A 19,010-nucleotide genomic window follows, 5' to 3' on the forward strand; every position below is an offset into this window, starting at 1 on the left:
AGTGTTAGAGTCCTTTCATCCACTGTTGCGGGTCGTAGGGTTCTGAAAAATGACGAATTTCAAAATAAAGCCCGGGGGCTTTGTCGATCGGAGGATTCCCGATCTGCGCCAGGATCTGTTCCTGTTCGATGTCTTGACCGACGTTCACAGTCACATCCTGCATATGGGAATATACGCTGTAATAATGATCGCCATGATCGACAATCAATGTTGTACCAAAACCGGCGACATCTCCGACATAAGATACTTTTCCACTAAAGACCGACTTAACGGGCGTTCCTTGAGCGACAGAGATATACACGCCTTTATTCGAGATCGTGTACGATTGCTCATCACTTTTTACTAATCCAAATTTTTGCACTAAAGAGCCCGCCACCGGTAACGGCAAGAGTCCTTTTTGATCCGCAAAAGAAGGCTTAAACAAAAGGTCAAAAACTCCGGCGTCTTCTAAGTTATACTGTAAAGATTTTTCGCGCAGGCCATTGATTTTATTCATCGCAAACATCTTATTTCGACGGATGCCATCAAGAAGTCTGTTTTTAAGATCTTGTTCTTTGCGCATCTCTTTTTCTTGCGCGACGATACGGCTTTCAACTGATTTTAAGTTTTCAAGCTTCGTTGCCAAGGTTTTCTTTTTCTTATGAAGATCCTCTAAATCGCGATTGTAGTTTTTAATAAGATCTAGGTCTCTTGAAGCAACCACACCCAAAATTTTTAAATTTCGCTCTAGGTCCGCGGAGCTTCCGGATGAAAATAGGAATCTTGCAACTGAAGGTCCGCCCAGCTTATAAATCGCTCTAAGTCTTTCGGCTAACAAAGTCTTTTGCGATCCGGATCTCTGTGTCAGTTCTTCTACTTTGCCCGTCAGATGGCGGACATTCACTTCAAGAAATGCTCGCTGCTGCCCCAGCTCTCCACGTTCAGTGACCAATTTTTTGATCTTTTTATTTAGCTGATACAGGGCCGACAGAACTTGGCGCTGTTTTAATTCTGCATCTTCCACTTTTTTCTTTGCGGCTTCAAAATCTTTGGTCAATACATCGACTTCCGTGGCCGCTTGCGCGGCCATGGCAAAAGAAAGAACGAAAAGTAGAAAGACCTTATTTAGTTTCAATAGCCCGCCTGACTTCCGGCGAAACCATCATTGATTCTGCGAACACAAAGATATGAAGCCAAGGCACCTAAACTCGTACCCACGATCACAAAAGCGATCCAGGCAATAGGAGTTAAGAACTGAATGTGCTGGCTTAATTGTAAAAAGCTAAGTTTTTCGATCAATACATTTTTTATCCCTAAATAGATAGCAAAGCACAAGCCCACGGCTAAAACCGACGACGTTAAACCCAAAATTGCGCCTTCCACTAAGAAAGGCTTACGGATCATCGAGGGTGTTGCACCGATCATTTCTAAGACCACGATTTCTTCTTTACGACTCGCAATGGAAGCGCGAATAGCATTTGAAATCACAAACAATGCCGCGCCTAAAATGACGATGCCTAAAAATCTTAAAGTAATTTCCACGGTCGAAATAAGGGCTGCGTATTTTGCAATCCAATCTTGCCCATAGCTGACCTCTTCAACGCCTTCTAAAGGACGAATTTGGGACGCTAGGTTTTGCAATAAGGTCATTTGATTTTCGGCGGAAGAGTCTGCGAGTTTCACTTGAAAGCTTCCGGGAATCAGTTTCAAAAGCTCTTCATCTTGAGAGATATCGGGCGCATAACTGGCCATTTGAGTGCGAAAGTCACCCAAGGCTTTTTCTTGATTCACAAAAGAGATCTTTTCGATATCAGCAGATGATTTGATTTTATTTTCAATGAATTCGCGTCCTTGATCTGAAAGATCTTGCGCTAAATACACTGTCATCTGCACATCTTCACCCCACAGGGTTAAGATATTGCGAAAATTCTGCGTTAATACCAAAGCACCACTGATAACGACAAAACATGCCGTCACAACAACTAAAGTCGAAAAGCGCAAAGCCCAGTTTTTTCGTGGATTTTTCACTTACTGTCCCCCACGATCATGCCGTCTTTTAGCTGCAGCGTTCTTTTGTTTCTTCTTTTGACCATCTCATGGTCATGAGTTGCGACAAATACCGTAGTTCCTTGAGCACAAACACGTTCTAATAAGTCCATGATTTCTTCGCTGAGTCTTGGATCTAAATTTCCCGTCGGCTCATCGGCGATCAAAACGCCTGGTTGGTGAATAATCGCGCGCGCAATGGCAGTTCTTTGCTGCTCCCCGCCCGAAATAAATTCAGGATATTGATCGTGCTTATGAGCTAGTCCCACTTGTTCTAAAACTTCGTGCACACGACGCTGGATCGCTGGCGGCTTATCGCCGCGAATTTGCAGCGGTAAAGCGACGTTTTCAAACACCGTGCGATCTTTTAAAAGTTTAAAATCTTGAAAGATAACGCCAATTTTTCTTCTAAAAAAAGGTATTTGAGAATCTTTTATGGAAAGAAGGTCGTGACCGGCCACGCTGACATCACCAGAAGTCGCAACATCATAGGCTGAAATCATTTTGAATAACGTTGTTTTACCAGCGCCACTGGGGCCTGTTAAAAATACGAATTCACCTTTTCCGATATGCAAATCTACATTTTTCAAAGCATGAACCGGACCGGGATAAGTCTTATAGACGTGAGAGAAATCAATCATCCCTTTATAGTAAGGAACTGACGCGAAGTTTGATACTCGCCTGAAGTCGAGTTTTAGACGGCTCCGTCAGCCATCAAAGCATCAATTATTGTTGAATGCTGACGACGCAGAGCCAATTTGATTGCTTCTTGAGTTTGGCTTGAACCCAATCTCAAGACACTTTCATAGGGAGTCTTAATTGTTTTAAGGACAGCGCCGTTGCAAAAAATTCGGCTGACCAAAAAAGGGTTTTGCATTCCCCAATCTTCGGTTTGGATATGGTAGCTTTTGCCACGCACAGTAATGTCTGAGTTAAAACCCTTTTGCATATTCATCAACAATATTTCCCGAAAACAAATTAGCAGAGAACGCGTCAAAGCTCATCAAAATTTTCTTGGACTCAGTGGATTTTGAAACTACAGTGTTGAGCCCTAACGACAGAAGGAGAAAATATGAAGCTGTTGAACATCCTAGGTCTTTCTACTCTACTTTTTGCCATGCCGGTGCTTGCCCAACAAGCCACTGATGCCGCACCACCACCTCCGCCTCCGCCACCGTGGTTCAGCGAAGCCGAAGCGGGTGCCATTGTTGTCAGCGGCAATAATGACTCTGAAAGCTATAACGCCAAAGCAAAATCCACTTACGTTTGGGACAAGAACTCACTCATTGGATCAGGCCGCTATCTTAAAACAGACTCTTTGGGTGTGGAGAGTGCGCGCAATTGGGAAGCCGGACTTCGTTACGAACGTGAATTAAATGATTACTTTAGCCTTTTCGTTGGGCAAAAAGCAGAAAGTGACGTGTACAACGGCTATGTGCAAAGGGATTCAACCGACGCCGGTCTTAAATATTTCCTTACTAAAACGGACAACATTACTTGGACTACAGAAGCCGGTTATCGTTATCAAGTCACGAACTCTACGACGGGAGAGATCGCTCGCGACAGCATGGGCCGCGCTTACACTGAGTACAACCAAAAAGTCCGCCAAGATTTGACCTTCAAATACTGGTTGGAGTATTTGCCAAACTTCACAAACGCCGATGCTTACCTGGTGAACACAGAGGCCTCTTTGAATGTTATGTTAAACTCAAGACTTTCATTTAAAGTTGCTTACTTGCTGCAATATCAAAACGAATTGCCAGCTGGGGCCAAGTACTCAACAACGACGACAACAATGAACCTTGTTGCCAAGTTCTAAGACGATCCCTAAGCTATTGCTGGATCCATTTTCCAATCTCTAAAAGGGGGCTTTATGTGGAAAGAGTTTAAAACATTTGTGATGCGCGGAAACGTGCTCGATCTTGCCGTCGGTATCATTATCGGCGCGGCATTTGGAAAAATCGTTTCTTCATTCGTTTCTGACATTTTGACCCCCGTTTTGAGTTTGGCTTTGGGCAAGGTGGATTTTTCAAATCTATTCTTTGCCTTAAACGGTGAATCCTACGCAACGCTAGAGGAAGCCAAGAAGGCCGGAGTTGCCACCGTGAACTACGGCCTTTTTATGAATATCGTCCTCGACTTTTTGATTGTGGCTTTTGCAGTCTTTATGATCGTAAGAGCGGCCAACAAAGTTAAGGGGGAACCTGCTCCGGTCACTCCAAACACTAAGGAGTGTCCTGAATGCCTTTCAGTGATCCCTTTAAAAGCACGCAAATGTGCTCAGTGCGGATCTCCTCAACCATAATTCAATCCAAAGTGAGTTTCTCACTTTGATACGTAAACCTTTTGGGCTCCTCTGCCGATAATTGGTACTGCATTTGCACCAATTGAATACATCGGGGAGGAACTCAAATGAATAAGATTTCAGACACAAGCAATCCTACAGCTGTCAAAATCTTTATCAACACTCTCACTGTCATGATCTTCATGACGGCACCTTTATTATCCCAAGCACAAACAGCACCCACAGGCTCTACCACCACGATGTTTGGTGGCGACAGTGTCGAGGTGACTAATATTAAAAGATGTGACAACATCGCAACCCAGCTTAGCCGAGCCGAAGAAAAAATCTCCACGGCCTGCCGCAAGGCCGGCATGGGCGGAGGTAAAGAGTGTGTATCAAAAGTCAAAGACTGTGATGAAGTCACCGGCGAGGAATCTTTCAATACGATGGGAGCATTCACTCAAGCCGTGGGCGCTTACACCGGTAACAGTCAAATTTCTGCTATTGGAAACGGCGATACGAATTCAAGCTGCCCACAAATGAGCGGTAAAGACTATTTCGAAGAAAAATCTAGTATTGAAAAAGATCTTAAGACCGCAGAAAAAGAACTTGCTGACTTGGATAAAGAAAAAGCGGAAGCGCAAAAAGAATATGACGACGCTTTAAAAGAAATTAATGACAACTTAGCTAAAGCCCAAGAAGAAGCTAAGGAAAAAGCGCATGAAATTGACGAAGAAACCCAAAAACAAGTGGCCGAGTTTCAGACGGCCCAAGCACAAGCTGCGAAAGACATGCGAGCTAAAAAAACAGATATTCTCACTTTACAAGGCCAGCTGATCAATCTAGATCGTCAAAAAGCAACGGCTTTGATTGATCTTACAAACTATACGGCCGAAAGTGATTGCAAAAAAAAGATGTATGAAGCTTATGCCACTTACAAAAAGGCAGTTTCATCTGGCACATCCTCGGGACACATTACTCGCGCTAAAGAAAAGAAGAACGAACTTATTATGGTCTATACGAAGTGTATGGAAGGTTTTTCTCAAAAGCGCATGGCTGTGAACGAAAACTACAAACAACAACGTGATAAGTTAGAAAAACAGATTACGGATTCAAATGCGGATGTCGCCGCGATCGAAGACGGTTTGAAGCAATCGCAAGAAGCCTTAGACAAAATGAAATCGACTGCCGAAACGAAGAAAGCGGAAGCTTTGCAGAGCGTGATTTCTTTAGGTACTCGGGCTCAACAAGAAATGGAAGCGGCTTATAAAAATCTTCAAGCAAAAAGCTCAGGGATCGGCAAAAAAGAAACTGCTTTAAATAAACAATTGAATCAATTAAATAACAACCTGATGACCTTGGGTCCTGCTCCAAAACGGGGTACCGATTATGCGCCTTCTGATGCGATGTCTGATATCGAAGCCGGAATGGGAGAGATCAACGACATCAATGCTATGGCGGCCTCATGCCCTCAGTACATCAAAGATGCCGCAGCCGCAAAGCTGAAAAAATACGGTGGCAGCTCGAAGTCTCAAAAAGGTGACCGATAAAGCGAGCCTTCAGTCTAGTACGCCTAGACCCTCACAATTCGCACTGATACCATAAGGGCTCTTTAAAGGAGCCCTTTTTCGTGCTTAAAAAAATCATTCTCGCTATTGTGGCCCTCGGCTTATTGGGTATCGTCGCTGTCGTTTTGATTGTGAAATCAATTCAATCATCTCTTCCGCAAATTATCACAGTGCAAGACTACAAACCACTTTTAGTGAGTGAAGTCTTTGATCGCAATGGTAAAACCATCGGCGAATTTTACCGCGAACGTCGCACACTTTTGGAATACAAAGATATTCCAAAAAATCTGGTCAATGCCTTCTTAGCGGCGGAAGACGATCAGTTTTTCCAACATAAGGGGATCAATCCCCAAGCCATCTTTCGTGCGGCCCTAGCCAATCTTCGTGCAGGTCGTTCCGTTCAAGGGGGATCTACGATCACCCAACAGGTGGCCAAGACTTTACTGTTAACCGATGAAAAAACTTTGACGCGTAAGTTGTCAGATATTTTGCTGGCGATGGAGATGGAAAGAAATTTAAGCAAAGAAGACATCTTGTATCTTTACCTAAATCAAATCTATTTCGGGCAAAGTGCTTATGGAGTTGAACAAGCAGCCCAAACATATTTCCGTAAGCCCGCAAAAAATTTGCGGATCGCCGAAATGGCAATCTTAGCCGGGCTTCCGCAAGCCCCAAGCCGCTATAGTCCCGTGCGAAACCCACTGCGGGCAAAAGAACGTCAAGCTTACACTCTTCGTCGGATGGCTGACGTCGGTTACATTACCAAACAAGAAGCCGAAGCAGCGATCAAAGAACCCGTTAAAGTTTATGTTCGCGAAAACTATGAAGAGTTCGCTCCGTTTTACCTAGAAACCATTCGTCAGCTTTTGGTGAGCGCTTTAGGCGAAGATATGGTTTTAGATAAAGGTCTTCGTATTCACACAGGGCTTGATCTTGAGAAGCAACGAGCCGCCCAAGACTCTGTCCTTGCGGGCTTAAAAGCTTTAGATAAACGTCAGGGCTATCGTGGTCCGCTCAAAAATCTTTCAGATGCTCAAGCGATCACCGATTTTTTGACCGAAAATCAGAAGAAGATGATTTTAGACTTCACTCCTGAACGCATCATCATGCCGGATGGAAAATTCGCCGACATCGTTCCGATCAAAAGTGATAAGGATAAAAAAGATCACCCGTTACTGCCCCCGTACATTAAAATCAACGACACAGTTCAAGGTGTCGTGGAAGATGTCGATGACGCCAATGGCTTAGTCTATGTTCAGTTGCCAGAATCTAAAGGTCTTATCGATATAGACACCATGACCTGGGCACGTAAACCCGATGCCGAAATTCGTTATGACCTGGCGACAATTAAAAAGCCCTCACTTGCCCTAAAAAAAGGGGATGTGATCTTAGTTAAGGTGGCCGCGGATAAATTTTCTTCTTCTCGCCTTGCAAATCTGACGGCGAAAAAGAAGCCCAATACACCGAACACGATTCTTCCGGATTTTGATCAGTGCCTCGCATTGGAACTGGATCAAGAGCCGCAAGTTGAGGGCGCGTTGATTTCATTTGATCAACAGACACAAGATATTCTTGCCATGGTCGGCGGATCTAGCTTTGCAAAAAGTGAATTTAACCGCGCAATCCAAGCCCCTCGCCAAACAGGTTCTTCGTTCAAAGCATTGGTGTACGCCGCGGCTTTAGATCGTGGATACACTCCAGCCACACCCATCATGGATGCCCCGATTGTTTATGAAGAGGGGGGAAGTGCGGGTGATGAAGAAGGACAGGGTGATCCAAAAGTTTGGAAACCATCAAATCACTCAAAAAGTTTTGGTGGAGATATTCTTTTCCGCAATGCTTTAGTTAAATCCCTTAATATTCCGAGCGTAAAAATCATCGAAGACTTAGGCGTTCCCTACGCCATGGAGTATGCGAAGCGTTTAGGTATTTACAGCCCCCTGAATCCTGACTTTACCTTGGTTCTTGGTTCAAGCTCGGTCACTTTGTACGAGATGACCAAAGCATTTGCTGAATTCGGTCGCCTGGGAAAGAGAATTGCCCCGCAATTGGTACACAAAGTGACCGATGCCAACGGACAAGTTCTTTTACAAACCGTGAGCTTAGACAAACGCTTCGAAAAAGAAATTTCTGCTATCGACAATGACTTTGAACAAAAGCGTAAGGACTATTTAGAGCTTGCCGCTGATCCAGCAAAGTACGAAGAGTGGAAAACAAAAGAACCAAAAACGGCGAAATTAAACGAAAGCATTTACTTCAAAGATCCCGATCAATTGATTAAACCAACAACCGCCTATGTGATGACGACACTTTTAAAAGGTGTCGTTGAAGATCCTAATGGAACTGGAGGCCGCGCTCGAGCTCTTGGTCGAGAAGTCGCGGGAAAAACAGGTTCTACTAATAACTATTATGACGCGTGGTTTATTGGTTACACACCGCAAGTAGCAACTGGTGTTTGGGTGGGCTTTGACAAAGAAAAGTCCATTGGTAAAGGTGAGGTCGGTGGACGTGCGGCGTTACCTATTTGGGTGGATTACATGAAAGTGGCTCACGAAGGTCTTCCGCAAATGACTTTCCCGGTGCCGGATGGGATCGTTTTTGCTAATATCGACAGCGAGACCGGAAAACTGGCCTCCGCTTCGACGAAGAAGATTCTTCGCCAAGCTTTTGTTGAAGGAACCGAGCCAAGTGTTTCTGCCAACAAAGCTGAAGAAGCGACTGACTTCTACAAACAGGATCTCAACGAATGAAAGACATTCACCTCTGGGGCGTAAAACAGAATAACCTTAAAGATATTGAGGTTAAAATTCCCGTCGGCTCCATGACCGTGATTTGCGGTCCCAGTGGTTCAGGAAAATCTTCTTTGGCCTTTGAAACTCTGTTTGCTGAAGGCCAAAGACGTTTTATTGAGAGCATGTCGAACTATGCACGACAATTTCTGAATAAAGCGCCTAAGCCAGATATCGAAGGTATCAGCAACATTCCGCCTGCGATTTCAATTGAACAAAAAAACACGGTAAAAAGCTCTCGCTCTACCGTAGGTACGACAACGGAAATCATTGATTATCTGCGCCTGCTTTTTGAAAAAGTCGGAAAGTCTTATTGCCCTACTCATCACTGCCCGACAGAAAAAGAAAGTGTCACCGAGGCTACGGATAAAGTGATCAAAAGCTTTGCCGGGAAACGTGGATACGTTTTAGTTGAAATCAACGAAACAGGCCGCGTGGCCCAAGCAAAGAAATTGCACTCACTTTTACTTCAAGATGGCTATTTAAGAATTTATATTCCCAAGGTCACCGAGGCTCCGGTTAAGGCAGCTACCAAAAAAACAGCTGGTAAAAAAAGTTCTAAGAAAACTCAAGAGCCGGTGGTTGAAGTAGCCCCTATTGCCGCCACGCGATTAACTCGTGAAGAAATGGGCACCGTGGTTGAAATTGGTGATCCGGCGGCCATTAAAAAAGGGCTTCCCAAAGAGACATTCTATCTTGTTATTGATCGCATGAGCTTTAACGAAGATGAACGTGGACGTATTGCCGATTCGATGACTCAAGCTTACGAGGCGAGCGTTAAGTACAATACGCACTTTGTTTCCAGAAAAGCGACCGTATTAACAACAGAAGGTGAGCGCCTGCAAGTCAGCGAAGAAGCCTCTTGCCCAATTTGCGGCTACACTCCCCCACCACTAACTTCGCGTCTTTTCAGTTTTAATTCTCCGATTGGAGCTTGTCCTACGTGCAAAGGCTTTGGAAATATTTTAACCGTGGATGAGGAAAAGGTGATTCCAAATCCAAACTTAAGCTTGGCTCAAGGGGCGCTCACCCCTTTCTGGATGCCCAGCGCCGCTCATGAAAAAAAGCAACTTCTTAGTTACTGTAAAAAAGCGAAGATCGACGTACACACTCCATGGAAAGATCTGCCTAAAGAACATCGCGAGGTGATCTGGAATGGGAATAAAGATTTTTTCGGGGTTAAGGGACTTTTTGAATATCTAGATCAAATTAAATATAAAATGCATGTGCGCGTTTTTATTTCGCGCTTTCGTAGTCCATTTCAATGCCCGGAATGTCATGGCTCGCGCTTGCGTTCAGAAGCTAATCACGTTTTTGTAGCGGGCGCGAATATCACGCATCTTTCTAATATGACGATTGAAGAGCTGAATAATTTCTTTTTGAAATTAGAGCTGACCGCTCATCAAGAGGAAGTCGCGGGCGAAGTTCTAAAACAGGTTCGTTCACGTTTAAACTTCCTTATGCGCGTAGGGGTTCATTATCTTTCATTAGGTCGTGAAACCCGCACCCTTTCAGGTGGAGAATACCAACGTTTGATCTTAGCAAACCAGTTGGGTATGGGTTTATCTCAAGCTTTGTATGTTCTAGATGAACCCACTGTCGGACTTCATCCCCGCGATAATGATCGTTTGATTTCAATTTTAAAAGATCTGAAGGAACTAGGAAACACGCTTGTCATCGTGGAACACGATCACGACGTCATTAAGTCCAGCGAAAATATTATCGAGATGGGGCCGGGATCAGGCTATCTTGGTGGAGAGGTCGTCTATTCTGGCGCCACGAAAGATTTTTATAATGACCCGAAATCTATCACCGCACCTTTTTTAAAACCCGATGCGGCTTTAAAAAATCCACGCACAATTCGCCCGGTAGACATTAAAAGTTATAAAGTCAAAATCGAGCTTACGGGTGCTAAGGGTCATAATCTAAAAAATCTTGATGTGACTATTCCGCTCAATCGCCTGGTGTCTGTGACCGGCGTCAGCGGTTCGGGAAAATCGACCTTAGTAACAAAAACTTTGTATCCGGCTTTAGCACGCGCTTTGGATATAGAATACCTACCAGCACAGGAATACGCGGGCCTTGAAGGACATGATAATATTAAAAATGTGCTTTTGATTGACCAATCACCGATCGGAAAATCAGCGCGCAGTTCACCGGTCACTTACCTTAAAGCCTTTGATGCCATCCGTACCATTATGGCAAGCACGCCAGAAGCCCAATCCCGCGGTTACACTCCTGGCACTTTCAGTTTGAATGTGGATGGGGGGCGTTGCCCTGCTTGTAAAGGAACAGGATACGAAGAAATCGACATGATGTTCATGGATAATGTCGTTATCCCTTGTGACGTCTGCGATAGCAAAAAATATCGTCCCGAGATCTTGGAAGTTCAATACAAAGGCAAAAATATTTCGGAAATTCTTTCCATGACCGTGAATGACGCCATGAACTTTTTCGTGGCGCACCCCAACATCCGTAAGCCGCTCAGCGTTCTTAAGGAAGTGGGTTTGGACTATGTCCAGCTCGGCCAACCCGCCACCTCTTTAAGCGGTGGCGAATCTCAGCGCCTAAAAATAGCTAAAGAACTGGCTCAGGTCCAACAGAAAGCCACCTTATACATCCTGGATGAACCCACCACGGGTTTACACTTTAGAGAGGTGGATCTGCTTATGAAAGTCCTTCACAAGCTGATCGAATCCGGAGGCAGTGTTGTCGTCGTAGAACACAATTTGGATGTTATCCGGGGTTCTGATTATGTGATTGACCTGGGACCTGAAGCGGGTCACAAAGGCGGAAATATAGTCGCCCAAGGTTCTCCAGAAGATATTATGGCTGTTAAAAAAAGCCTCACCGGCCAATATCTAAAGCGCTACGTAAGTGGCCAAAGCGACTCGGAAAAACGGAAGTAGAATGTTAGTTGAAATTAAGAAGCTTACGGCAGAATTAAAACCCTACAAAAAGTCGATCATCATCATCGCTATCACCGGGGTTATTTACGCTGTCGCATCCGCGCGTATTGCGCTGATGACCAAATCTCTTTTTGATTCTTTGTCGGCAAATAAGCACGACGAAATCATCCGCCTGGTTCCTATCGCCTTGGGTTTAGCTTTTTTGACAGGTATCAGTCGTTATTTTCATATTTACCTTATGAACTACATCGCTGAATGTGTCGTGCAAAGCATTCGCCAAAAGCTACAGCAAAAGTTTATGCGCTTAAATTTAAGCTTTCATAATACTTATGCTGCGGGCTCTGGTGGTTTGATCAGCCGTATCTTAAATGACATGCGTGTGATTCAAGATGGTTTACGCGTTGTTGCCGATGTGTTCCTGCACCCTTTGCTTTTTGTTTTTCTTTTGGGAAATTTGTTTTACATCGATTGGAAACTCACACTGGCCACTTTTGTCATGATTCCGGTCATTGGTGGAATCTTGAAATCGGTTTCTCGCAGCATGCGTAAGTATATCCCGCAAGAACGCGATGCCATGGAATACATGACCTCCACCATCAAAGAGAGCTTAGACGGCGTTCGCATCATCCAGTCCTTTAATCTTGAAAAAGATATGGCGGATCGTCTTATCAAAGACTCTGATAAATATTTATCTATTCGTAAAACGGTCTATAAACGTCAAGAAGCCGCGGGGCCAGCGACAGAATTTATTGCCACAGCTATTGTTCTTTGCGTTTTACTTTACACTAGTTACGAAGTCGCCGCCGGCCGCGCAACCCCGGGAACATTTATTGGGTTTATCACTTCCCTTTTGATGTTGAACCAGCCTATCAAACGCTTTCAAGAGGCGTATGTTCGCATCCAGGAAGTCATCATCTCAGTACAGCGAATTTTTTCTATCATTGATGACCCGTCTGAGGTTCCTGAAAAACCTGATAACAAACCTTTCCCAAGTGATTGGAAAAAGATCGTCTATCGCAACGTCAGCTTTACTTACGGTAAGGAGATGATCTTAAAAAACGTCAACCTAGAGATCAATCGCGGTGAAGTCGTGGCTTTAGTGGGGGCCAGCGGCAGTGGCAAATCCACAATCGTAAATCTTTTAGAGCGTTTCTTTGATGCGACTTCCGGCGAAATTCTGATTGATGATATTAACATTCAAGATCTGAACCTAAAAGATCTTCGCCGTAATGTCGCGCTAGTGACTCAGGACGTATTTCTTTTCAGTGACACTATTGAAAAGAACATCTGGGCTGGTGATTATTCGCGCGACGTAAAAGATGTCATATCTATGGCGAAGCTTGCCAACGCCAACGACTTCATCATGAAAATGCCTCATGGTTATCAAAGCCGTGTTGGGGATCGTGGAAATCTGCTTTCAGGTGGTGAAAAACAGCGTATCAGCATTGCGCGTGCAATGTTTAAAGATGCCCCGTTATTAATCCTAGATGAAGCCACGAGTGCCCTAGATACCGCGAGTGAAATCGAAGTTCAGAAGGGCTTAGATCACCTGATGGAGGGTCGCACCGCCCTGGTGATCGCCCATCGTCTGTCGACCATTCAAAAAGCCGATAAAATTGTAGTGCTTCGCCAGGGTGAAATTGTCGAAGTCGGCAGTCATCAGGATTTACTAGCTAATAAGAATGAATATTTCCGTTTTCACTCTCTGCAACACACGTAACATTATGAGACATGCGGACCAGACCATGGTCCCAACCTGCAAGTTTTTTAGACAGTCCCATTAAGTTCGTCTACTTTCTTGACGATAAAAGAATTGACACTTTTTTTCGTTACTTTGAAAGGACTAAAAGATGATCAATTGGGATGAGTTTGAACATATACATGTCATTAATAAACTCAAACAGATTCTTGGCGCATGGTGGAACATCGACGTCGTATTCACTGATGAGCGTGGTGTATTGCGCGGCTATGATTCTGAAAAAGTTGTTTTCAACAACCCCGCCGTCACTGCTTTAGTAAAAAAAGAAGCTGGCCAGCAAAGCATTGCTGAGCTTGTAACTAAATCTTTAGACGATTTACGTACTTCGCAAAATCGTTTCTCGTTACGCAAATGGGACATCGTTGGTTTTGACGTGGGTGTATTCCCTATCATGATCGACAATGACTGTGTAGGTACGGTAGTCGCAATGGGTTTTTTCCGCGAAGCAAACTTCACTGCAAGAATGAGCGAAATCCGCGAGCGCTTAGCGGCGTTCGGTTTATCCGGCGAAGTGATCGAAAAATCTTTGGGTAAATTGAAATTCTTGGATGACCAAGAACGCACTCACTTCTGCGAGATTTGTGAACTTGTTGCCCAAGAAATCGTAACTCTTCATTTAGAGATCACTTCTCGTGAAGATCGTATTAAAGAACTTAACAAAGAGCTTGGGAACCGTTTCCGTTATGACAATATGATTGGTAAATCTAAACCAATGCAATCTTTGTATGCCCTTTTGGATAAAATCAAAGGTGCCGATTCTACGGTTCTAGTACAAGGGGAAAACGGTACGGGTAAAGAGTTGATCGCAAAATCAATTCACTATAACTCTCACCGTAAAGATAAGCCTTTTATTATCCAAAACTGCTCTGCATTCAATGACAACCTTTTAGAGTCTGAGTTATTCGGTCACGTAAAAGGATCGTTCACCGGCGCGCTTAAAGATAAAAAAGGTCTTTTTGAAATGGCCGACAAAGGAACATTCTTCCTAGATGAAATTGGGGACACTTCACCACAAATGCAAGTAAAGCTTCTTCGCGTGTTGCAAGAAGGTACTTTCATGCCGGTAGGTGCGACTGAATCAAGAAAAGTTGATGTTCGCATCGTGGCGGCAACAAATCGCAATCTTAAGGAAATGGTTGAGCAAGGTACATTCCGTGAGGACTTGTACTATCGCCTAAACGTTATCAACATCCGCGTTCCACCTTTACGTGAAAGAAAAGAAGACATTCCATTCCTAGTGGATTTCTTTTTGAACAAAATCCACGACCAACAAGGTGGACCTAAACGTCAGATCACGAAACGCGCTTTGGAAAAGCTTTATGACTATCCATGGCCAGGTAACGTGCGTGAATTGCAAAATGAAATCGAAAGATTGTGCGTTTTGTCTGGCGACGAAACGAAGCTTATGGCGGAACTTCTTTCACCAAAAGTTTTGGAAGCGGGCGAAAAGAACAAGGTTCAAGGTTCCCGTTTACAAGGTAAGTTGAAAGACGCCCTGGAGGATCTAGAACGCGAAATGATTCGCGAAGGTCTTCGTCGCACAGGTTGGAACAAATCCAAGCTTGCTAAAGAATTGGGTATAAGCCGTGCCGGTCTTATCATGAAAGTTGAAAAATACGGTCTTGATAAGCGCAAGCTAGCTAGGTAAGTAGCTGATAACCCAGGGCTTTGGTCCCGGGAAGAATTTACTTAATTGATCGAAACTTAGAGGGCTTTGAGGAATAAACTCAAAGCCCTTTTTGCATTCTAAGCTATTGAAATCATTGAGCCGCCCCGCTGTGACCAATCTTGGCACTTAACTTGTATTACCCGTTAGACAGAACGTATTTTAAGGGGTGAGTGCTTAATGCAGACAACACTTGATAGCACATTTGTGAATCGACTTCGGCAGATGATCGCCGAACGTTATGGGAAGGGTCTTCAAATCCGTCAGTTGATGGATTTGACGGGAGTTGCTTTGGAAAAAGAAAGCTTCACGCGCGGCCGTGATCTTCATATTCCGATCAAAGTGAATGGAGCCATATTAGGAACTGCCGTCGTTCCTTCGGCTGATGACTTAAGCGAAAAAGGTCGCCAAGGGATCACCCAGCTAGTACGCATGGTTTTAGAGCCTGCGATGTACAAATGGTACCTTGATCAAAAAGAAGCGAACTTGGTAGAGCTTAATAAAGCACAAATCGAACTAGATAATGTGCGTTTGTTTGGCGAGGATCAGCTTCCTTCAATTGACGACATCATCGCTGAAAATCCCGAGGTCCTGAACGAAGGTCCAGAAATGGAACTCGTTTCTCACCTTATTCATCTTCAAGGAATGTCGCCAACGACTAATAAAAAAGTCGCCTTACTTTTACACGAGCTGACGAGCCGCTGGGCATTTGTTCCTTTTAACGACATCAAAAATCAACTTCATTCATCCCAAGACATTGCGAAAATGGGGGCGATGACAATCTTTATCGAAAAGATTGAAGACCTCAATGAGCCCGAACAAGAGCTTATTTTGGACTATATCGCCGAAGAGCATTTTGCGGATGAGCCCCTGATTATCACCAGCACAGATTTAAGCTTGGATATGCTTGCAGACTCAATTTCATCTAAGCTAAATGACGAAATCTCTGTCAATTGCTTCGAAGTGGATAAAGCTCCTTTGACGACCCAAGGTCTGAAAGAAGTCCTAGAGCTCTTTTTCATGAAAGACTCCCCGCTTGACGCTTAGGCCTTGAAAATCATCTGAGTGTCTGTAGAATTTTTGGTATGGTCACTCATGATGAATTTTTAATTCCATTTTTAAGTCGCTCGTTACAATCGGACTCTTACAAAGTACTTTCTTTGGCGGGGGACGCTTCGAATCGCCGTTATTACCGCGTCGTTTTAGATCACAGCTCGTGGGTCTTGATGCGCTGGGATCCGTTTGTTCCTGACAACTATCCTTTTTTAAGCGTCCTGAATCATTTTGCTAAAAACGGCGTCCACGTTCCAAAAGTGATCGCCATGTCCCCTGATGAAGGGTTGGTGTTACTTGAAGACCTGGGCGATCTAACCTTAGAAAGAAAATTCTGGGAAAGCCAAAATCAAGATGCTGCCATGGAGTTTTACCAACTGGCCGTGGATGAGATCGTAAAGATCCATCATCCGGCGACTTTAGATAAATCTGAATGCACCGCTTTTAAAATTCAGTTTGATACCGAAAAATTTCTTTGGGAAATGAACTACGGAAAAGACAATCTGCTTTCCGGCGTTTTGAAATTTAACTTCAGCGAAAATCTAAATAAAGAAATATCCGACATCTTTTTAGATATCTGCACACGATTGCACAAAGAACCTAAACGCATTGCTCATCGCGATTATCACTCGCGCAATCTGATGATAAAATTAGATCAAATGAACGTCATCGACTTCCAAGATGCGCGTCTAGGCCCTATTCAATATGACCTTGTCAGCTTAATGCGCGACTCTTACGTCGACATGAGCGACGTCATGGCTAAAAGTTTAATTGATTACTATCTTGAACGTTCGAAAGAATACTTGCCGAAGGATTTTTCACGCGAACATTTTGATCATATTTATGAACTTCAATCTATACAACGATGCTTTAAAGCTTGCGGCAGTTTTGCCAGTTTCTTTCACCAGCGCGAAGATCGCCGCTATCTTAAATACCTTCCTGGAACACTTCGTCGAGTGCTGAAGGCCATTAACGAGTTTCCCGAGTACAAAGTATTTGCCGATGTCCTTATCGACTCTGGCGCGTTAGAAAGAAAGTACGAATCATTATGAATGTAATGCTGTTAGCAGCCGGCGAAGGGACCCGCTTGCGACCCTATACTTTGACAACGCCAAAGCCAGCGATTCCTTTTTTGACGGTGCCGTTAGCAGCACACTCTTTAAATTTTATAAAAGGTCATAGTATTAACAAGCTTGTAGTTAATACTTTTCATCTGCCCCAGAAAATCCACGAACTTTTCCACAGCCTTCCTCATGGCGCCAAAGAACTTCACTTTTCTGATGAAAAGGGAGAAATCCTAGGAAATGGGGGCGGATTAAGAAACGCCCAAAAACACTTCCGCGGTGGCGGCGACTTTATCATGATGAATTCTGATGAGGTGATCTTACCAGAACGAGCTGATTTTTTAGATCAAGCTATTGAAGCTCATAAAAAGAATAAGGCCTTAGCGACTTTGCTAGTGATGGATTATCCAGGCATCGGCACGAAGTTTGGTGGCGTGTGGTGCACAACAGAGGGTCAGGTCTTAGGATTTGGTAAATCTCCAATTTCGGGATCCCAACGCGCTTGGCATTTTATCGGTGTACAAATTCTTTCCGAGGAGATTTTCTCTCTGATTCCTCCACAAGGCGCTTCGAATATTTTGTACGATGCTGTGGCTAAAGGAATTGAACAGGGAGAGCGCGTTCAGGTCATTCCGATTCAATGCAGCTGGTTTGAAACTGGAAACCCCCCTGATTTTTTTGAAGCCTCGGCACAGTGTTTTAGCTATCTAAATTCCATGCAAGAATCATTTCAAAAGCTCGCTTTGCTTTCAACCATAGAACGCTTTGCTCCGGAGGGAGTTGAAGTACAGAACCTTGGGTCGTCGCAACAAATCATTTCGCGCAAGGCACATAAGCCGACGGAGTCGAAATTGGAAGGTATGATTGTGATGAGTGCCGGATCAAAAATTGAGCGTGGAAGTAAACTTAAGAACGTCGTTGTCGGCCACGGAGCTTCCGTTCCGTCGGGAACTGAAGCTCACGATACTCTGTTCTTATAACTATTTTTTTAAAGCGATATCAGCATCAGAGTAAAAAGAATCTTGGCTTTCTTTAACTTTATAACGACGATTCATCATTAAAAAGATGCTGTCTGCAGCGACGCCGATAGGTTCGCCATTATAGTTTTTTTGCATGCCCGCTAAGTTTGCCGGATCACGCTCTAACTTAACCCCAGAACCACCGCCACCTGATCCATCAGAGGAATCTGATGAAGAAGCATAACCGCGACCACCGCCGCCACCTTCATCATAACCACCTGAAGCGGTCATTGCGCCGAGTTTTAATTTATCTACTTTATCTTGCATCTCTTTAGAAATTTTCGCGCCGTATTCCATCGCTCCAGAAATTGCTCCTGGTGGGAATCCCGCGGCCGCCATACCCTCTGGAGTTCCGCCATTTTTAAGATCATAAGTCTTACCATCATAAGTCGTTAGGGTTCCCTTTTTAACGTCGATCTTAGAACCCGCAACGCCTTTTTCAAGTTTCGCTAAAGCATCTTTAGCTTGTTGATAAGCCGCCGCCGTTTGTTCTGCATACGGATCATTATATGCTGGAGTAAAACCCGCGGAACCATCCGTCAACCCAGAGGAATAATTTGCTCCGGCGGCTGTTCCACCATGCGCCCCACCTTGCATCATCGACAGCGCACCCATCATTGCCTTCAAAGCTCCAAGCGCACACTGCGATCCATTTTTAGGGCATTTAGCAAAGTGCGCCGCACTTTCACCAAATAGTTTTGCCCCTGTTAGATAGGACATCATCTGTCCTGCACTGTTTTGGCTGCTAGTTTTATCAGAAGAATCCTTCACCGAAATAGTTCCGGCAGTCGTCTCTGTACCCGTGGCCAAAACGGCATTGGGAGCCATGAGGAGGCTAAGAGCACAAACGTATTTTATCGTTTTCGTTTTCATA

At 44.2% G+C, this 19,010-nt stretch carries 15 protein-coding genes; 10 read left to right on the top strand and 5 right to left on the bottom strand.

Annotated elements, in window-relative coordinates; translation table 11 throughout:
- Positions 1–4: 4 nt before the first annotated feature.
- The 4 genes from AZI86_RS05815 to AZI86_RS05830 are packed head-to-tail and all read right to left on the bottom strand — an operon-like array spanning position 5 to position 2,980.
- Positions 5–1,114 (bottom strand): murein hydrolase activator EnvC family protein, encoded by a 1,110-nt coding sequence (locus tag AZI86_RS05815; protein WP_061834124.1) that lies wholly within the window; start codon positions 1,112–1,114, stop codon positions 5–7.
- On the bottom strand, positions 1,111–2,007 hold the full coding sequence (locus AZI86_RS05820) for a cell division protein FtsX (protein WP_061834125.1): 897 nt from the start codon (positions 2,005–2,007) through the stop codon (positions 1,111–1,113). Before AZI86_RS05820 ends, AZI86_RS05815 begins: the two co-directional genes overlap by 4 nt.
- On the bottom strand, positions 2,004–2,666 hold the full coding sequence (gene ftsE, locus AZI86_RS05825) for a cell division ATP-binding protein FtsE (RefSeq protein WP_061834126.1): 663 nt from the start codon (positions 2,664–2,666) through the stop codon (positions 2,004–2,006). The genes AZI86_RS05820 and ftsE overlap by 4 nt, the downstream gene beginning before the upstream one ends.
- A gap of 53 nt (positions 2,667–2,719) precedes the next feature.
- Positions 2,720–2,980: a hypothetical protein gene (locus AZI86_RS05830; protein WP_061834127.1), complete on the bottom strand. Its 261-nt coding sequence runs from the start codon at positions 2,978–2,980 to the stop codon at positions 2,720–2,722.
- Positions 2,981–3,097: 117 nt separating this feature from the next.
- On the opposite strand from AZI86_RS05830, the gene AZI86_RS05835 reads away from it, so the two are divergent.
- The 10 genes from AZI86_RS05835 (at position 3,098) to AZI86_RS05880 (ending at position 18,097) form a co-directional block, all read left to right on the top strand.
- Complete coding sequence (locus AZI86_RS05835; protein ID WP_061834128.1) at positions 3,098–3,844, top strand: DUF481 domain-containing protein; 747 nt, start codon at positions 3,098–3,100, stop codon at positions 3,842–3,844.
- A 54-nt stretch (positions 3,845–3,898) separates the two neighbouring features.
- Complete coding sequence (gene mscL / locus AZI86_RS05840) at positions 3,899–4,330, top strand: large conductance mechanosensitive channel protein MscL (RefSeq protein ID WP_061834129.1); 432 nt, start codon at positions 3,899–3,901, stop codon at positions 4,328–4,330.
- 107 nt (positions 4,331–4,437) lie between these two features.
- The gene (locus AZI86_RS05845) at positions 4,438–5,859 is read left to right on the top strand and encodes a hypothetical protein (RefSeq protein WP_061834130.1); all 1,422 of its coding nucleotides are present in this window, start codon (positions 4,438–4,440) and stop codon (positions 5,857–5,859) included.
- Between the two features lie 80 nt (positions 5,860–5,939).
- Entirely contained in the window at positions 5,940–8,627 is a 2,688-nt protein-coding gene (locus AZI86_RS05850) for a penicillin-binding protein 1A (RefSeq protein ID WP_061834131.1), read from the top strand.
- Complete coding sequence (uvrA, locus tag AZI86_RS05855; RefSeq protein ID WP_061834132.1) at positions 8,624–11,575, top strand: excinuclease ABC subunit UvrA; 2,952 nt, start codon at positions 8,624–8,626, stop codon at positions 11,573–11,575. The genes AZI86_RS05850 and uvrA overlap by 4 nt, the downstream gene beginning before the upstream one ends.
- Position 11,576: 1 nt before the next feature.
- Positions 11,577–13,295, top strand: a complete 1,719-nt coding sequence (locus AZI86_RS05860; RefSeq protein ID WP_061834133.1) for an ABC transporter ATP-binding protein — start codon at positions 11,577–11,579, stop codon at positions 13,293–13,295.
- Positions 13,296–13,425: 130 nt separating this feature from the next.
- Positions 13,426–14,982, top strand: a complete 1,557-nt coding sequence (locus tag AZI86_RS05865; protein WP_061834134.1) for a sigma 54-interacting transcriptional regulator — start codon at positions 13,426–13,428, stop codon at positions 14,980–14,982.
- Positions 14,983–15,180: 198 nt separating this feature from the next.
- Positions 15,181–16,047, top strand: a complete 867-nt coding sequence (locus AZI86_RS05870) for a hypothetical protein (RefSeq protein WP_061834135.1) — start codon at positions 15,181–15,183, stop codon at positions 16,045–16,047.
- Between the two features lie 38 nt (positions 16,048–16,085).
- The gene (locus tag AZI86_RS05875) at positions 16,086–17,105 is read left to right on the top strand and encodes an aminoglycoside phosphotransferase family protein (RefSeq protein ID WP_061834136.1); all 1,020 of its coding nucleotides are present in this window, start codon (positions 16,086–16,088) and stop codon (positions 17,103–17,105) included.
- Entirely contained in the window at positions 17,102–18,097 is a 996-nt protein-coding gene (locus AZI86_RS05880) for a sugar phosphate nucleotidyltransferase (protein WP_061834137.1), read from the top strand. The genes AZI86_RS05875 and AZI86_RS05880 overlap by 4 nt, the downstream gene beginning before the upstream one ends.
- Here the strand turns inward: AZI86_RS05880 and AZI86_RS05885 are convergent, their stop codons facing one another.
- Complete coding sequence (locus AZI86_RS05885) at positions 18,098–19,009, bottom strand: hypothetical protein (RefSeq protein WP_061834138.1); 912 nt, start codon at positions 19,007–19,009, stop codon at positions 18,098–18,100.
- Between the last annotated feature and the right edge of the window lies 1 nt (position 19,010).

The organism is Bdellovibrio bacteriovorus (genome assembly GCF_001592735.1).
Lineage (GTDB): Bacteria > Bdellovibrionota > Bdellovibrionia > Bdellovibrionales > Bdellovibrionaceae > Bdellovibrio > Bdellovibrio bacteriovorus_D.

Excerpts from the sequence above, each read along its gene's own strand:
- AZI86_RS05875 (WP_061834136.1), top strand. The coding sequence starts at position 16,086 with ATGGTCACTCATGATGAATTTTTAATTCCATTTTTAAGTCGCTCGTTA.
- AZI86_RS05860 (WP_061834133.1), top strand. The coding sequence starts at position 11,577 with ATGTTAGTTGAAATTAAGAAGCTTACGGCAGAATTAAAACCCTACAAA.
- AZI86_RS05845 (WP_061834130.1), top strand. The coding sequence starts at position 4,438 with ATGAATAAGATTTCAGACACAAGCAATCCTACAGCTGTCAAAATCTTT.
- AZI86_RS05870 (WP_061834135.1), top strand. The coding sequence starts at position 15,181 with ATGCAGACAACACTTGATAGCACATTTGTGAATCGACTTCGGCAGATG.
- AZI86_RS05835 (WP_061834128.1), top strand. The coding sequence starts at position 3,098 with ATGAAGCTGTTGAACATCCTAGGTCTTTCTACTCTACTTTTTGCCATG.
- uvrA (WP_061834132.1), top strand. The coding sequence starts at position 8,624 with ATGAAAGACATTCACCTCTGGGGCGTAAAACAGAATAACCTTAAAGAT.
- AZI86_RS05865 (WP_061834134.1), top strand. The coding sequence starts at position 13,426 with ATGATCAATTGGGATGAGTTTGAACATATACATGTCATTAATAAACTC.
- ftsE (WP_061834126.1), bottom strand. The coding sequence starts at position 2,666 with ATGATTGATTTCTCTCACGTCTATAAGACTTATCCCGGTCCGGTTCAT.
- mscL (WP_061834129.1), top strand. The coding sequence starts at position 3,899 with ATGTGGAAAGAGTTTAAAACATTTGTGATGCGCGGAAACGTGCTCGAT.
- AZI86_RS05885 (WP_061834138.1), bottom strand. The coding sequence starts at position 19,009 with ATGAAAACGAAAACGATAAAATACGTTTGTGCTCTTAGCCTCCTCATG.
- AZI86_RS05880 (WP_061834137.1), top strand. The coding sequence starts at position 17,102 with ATGAATGTAATGCTGTTAGCAGCCGGCGAAGGGACCCGCTTGCGACCC.
- AZI86_RS05830 (WP_061834127.1), bottom strand. The coding sequence starts at position 2,980 with ATGAATATGCAAAAGGGTTTTAACTCAGACATTACTGTGCGTGGCAAA.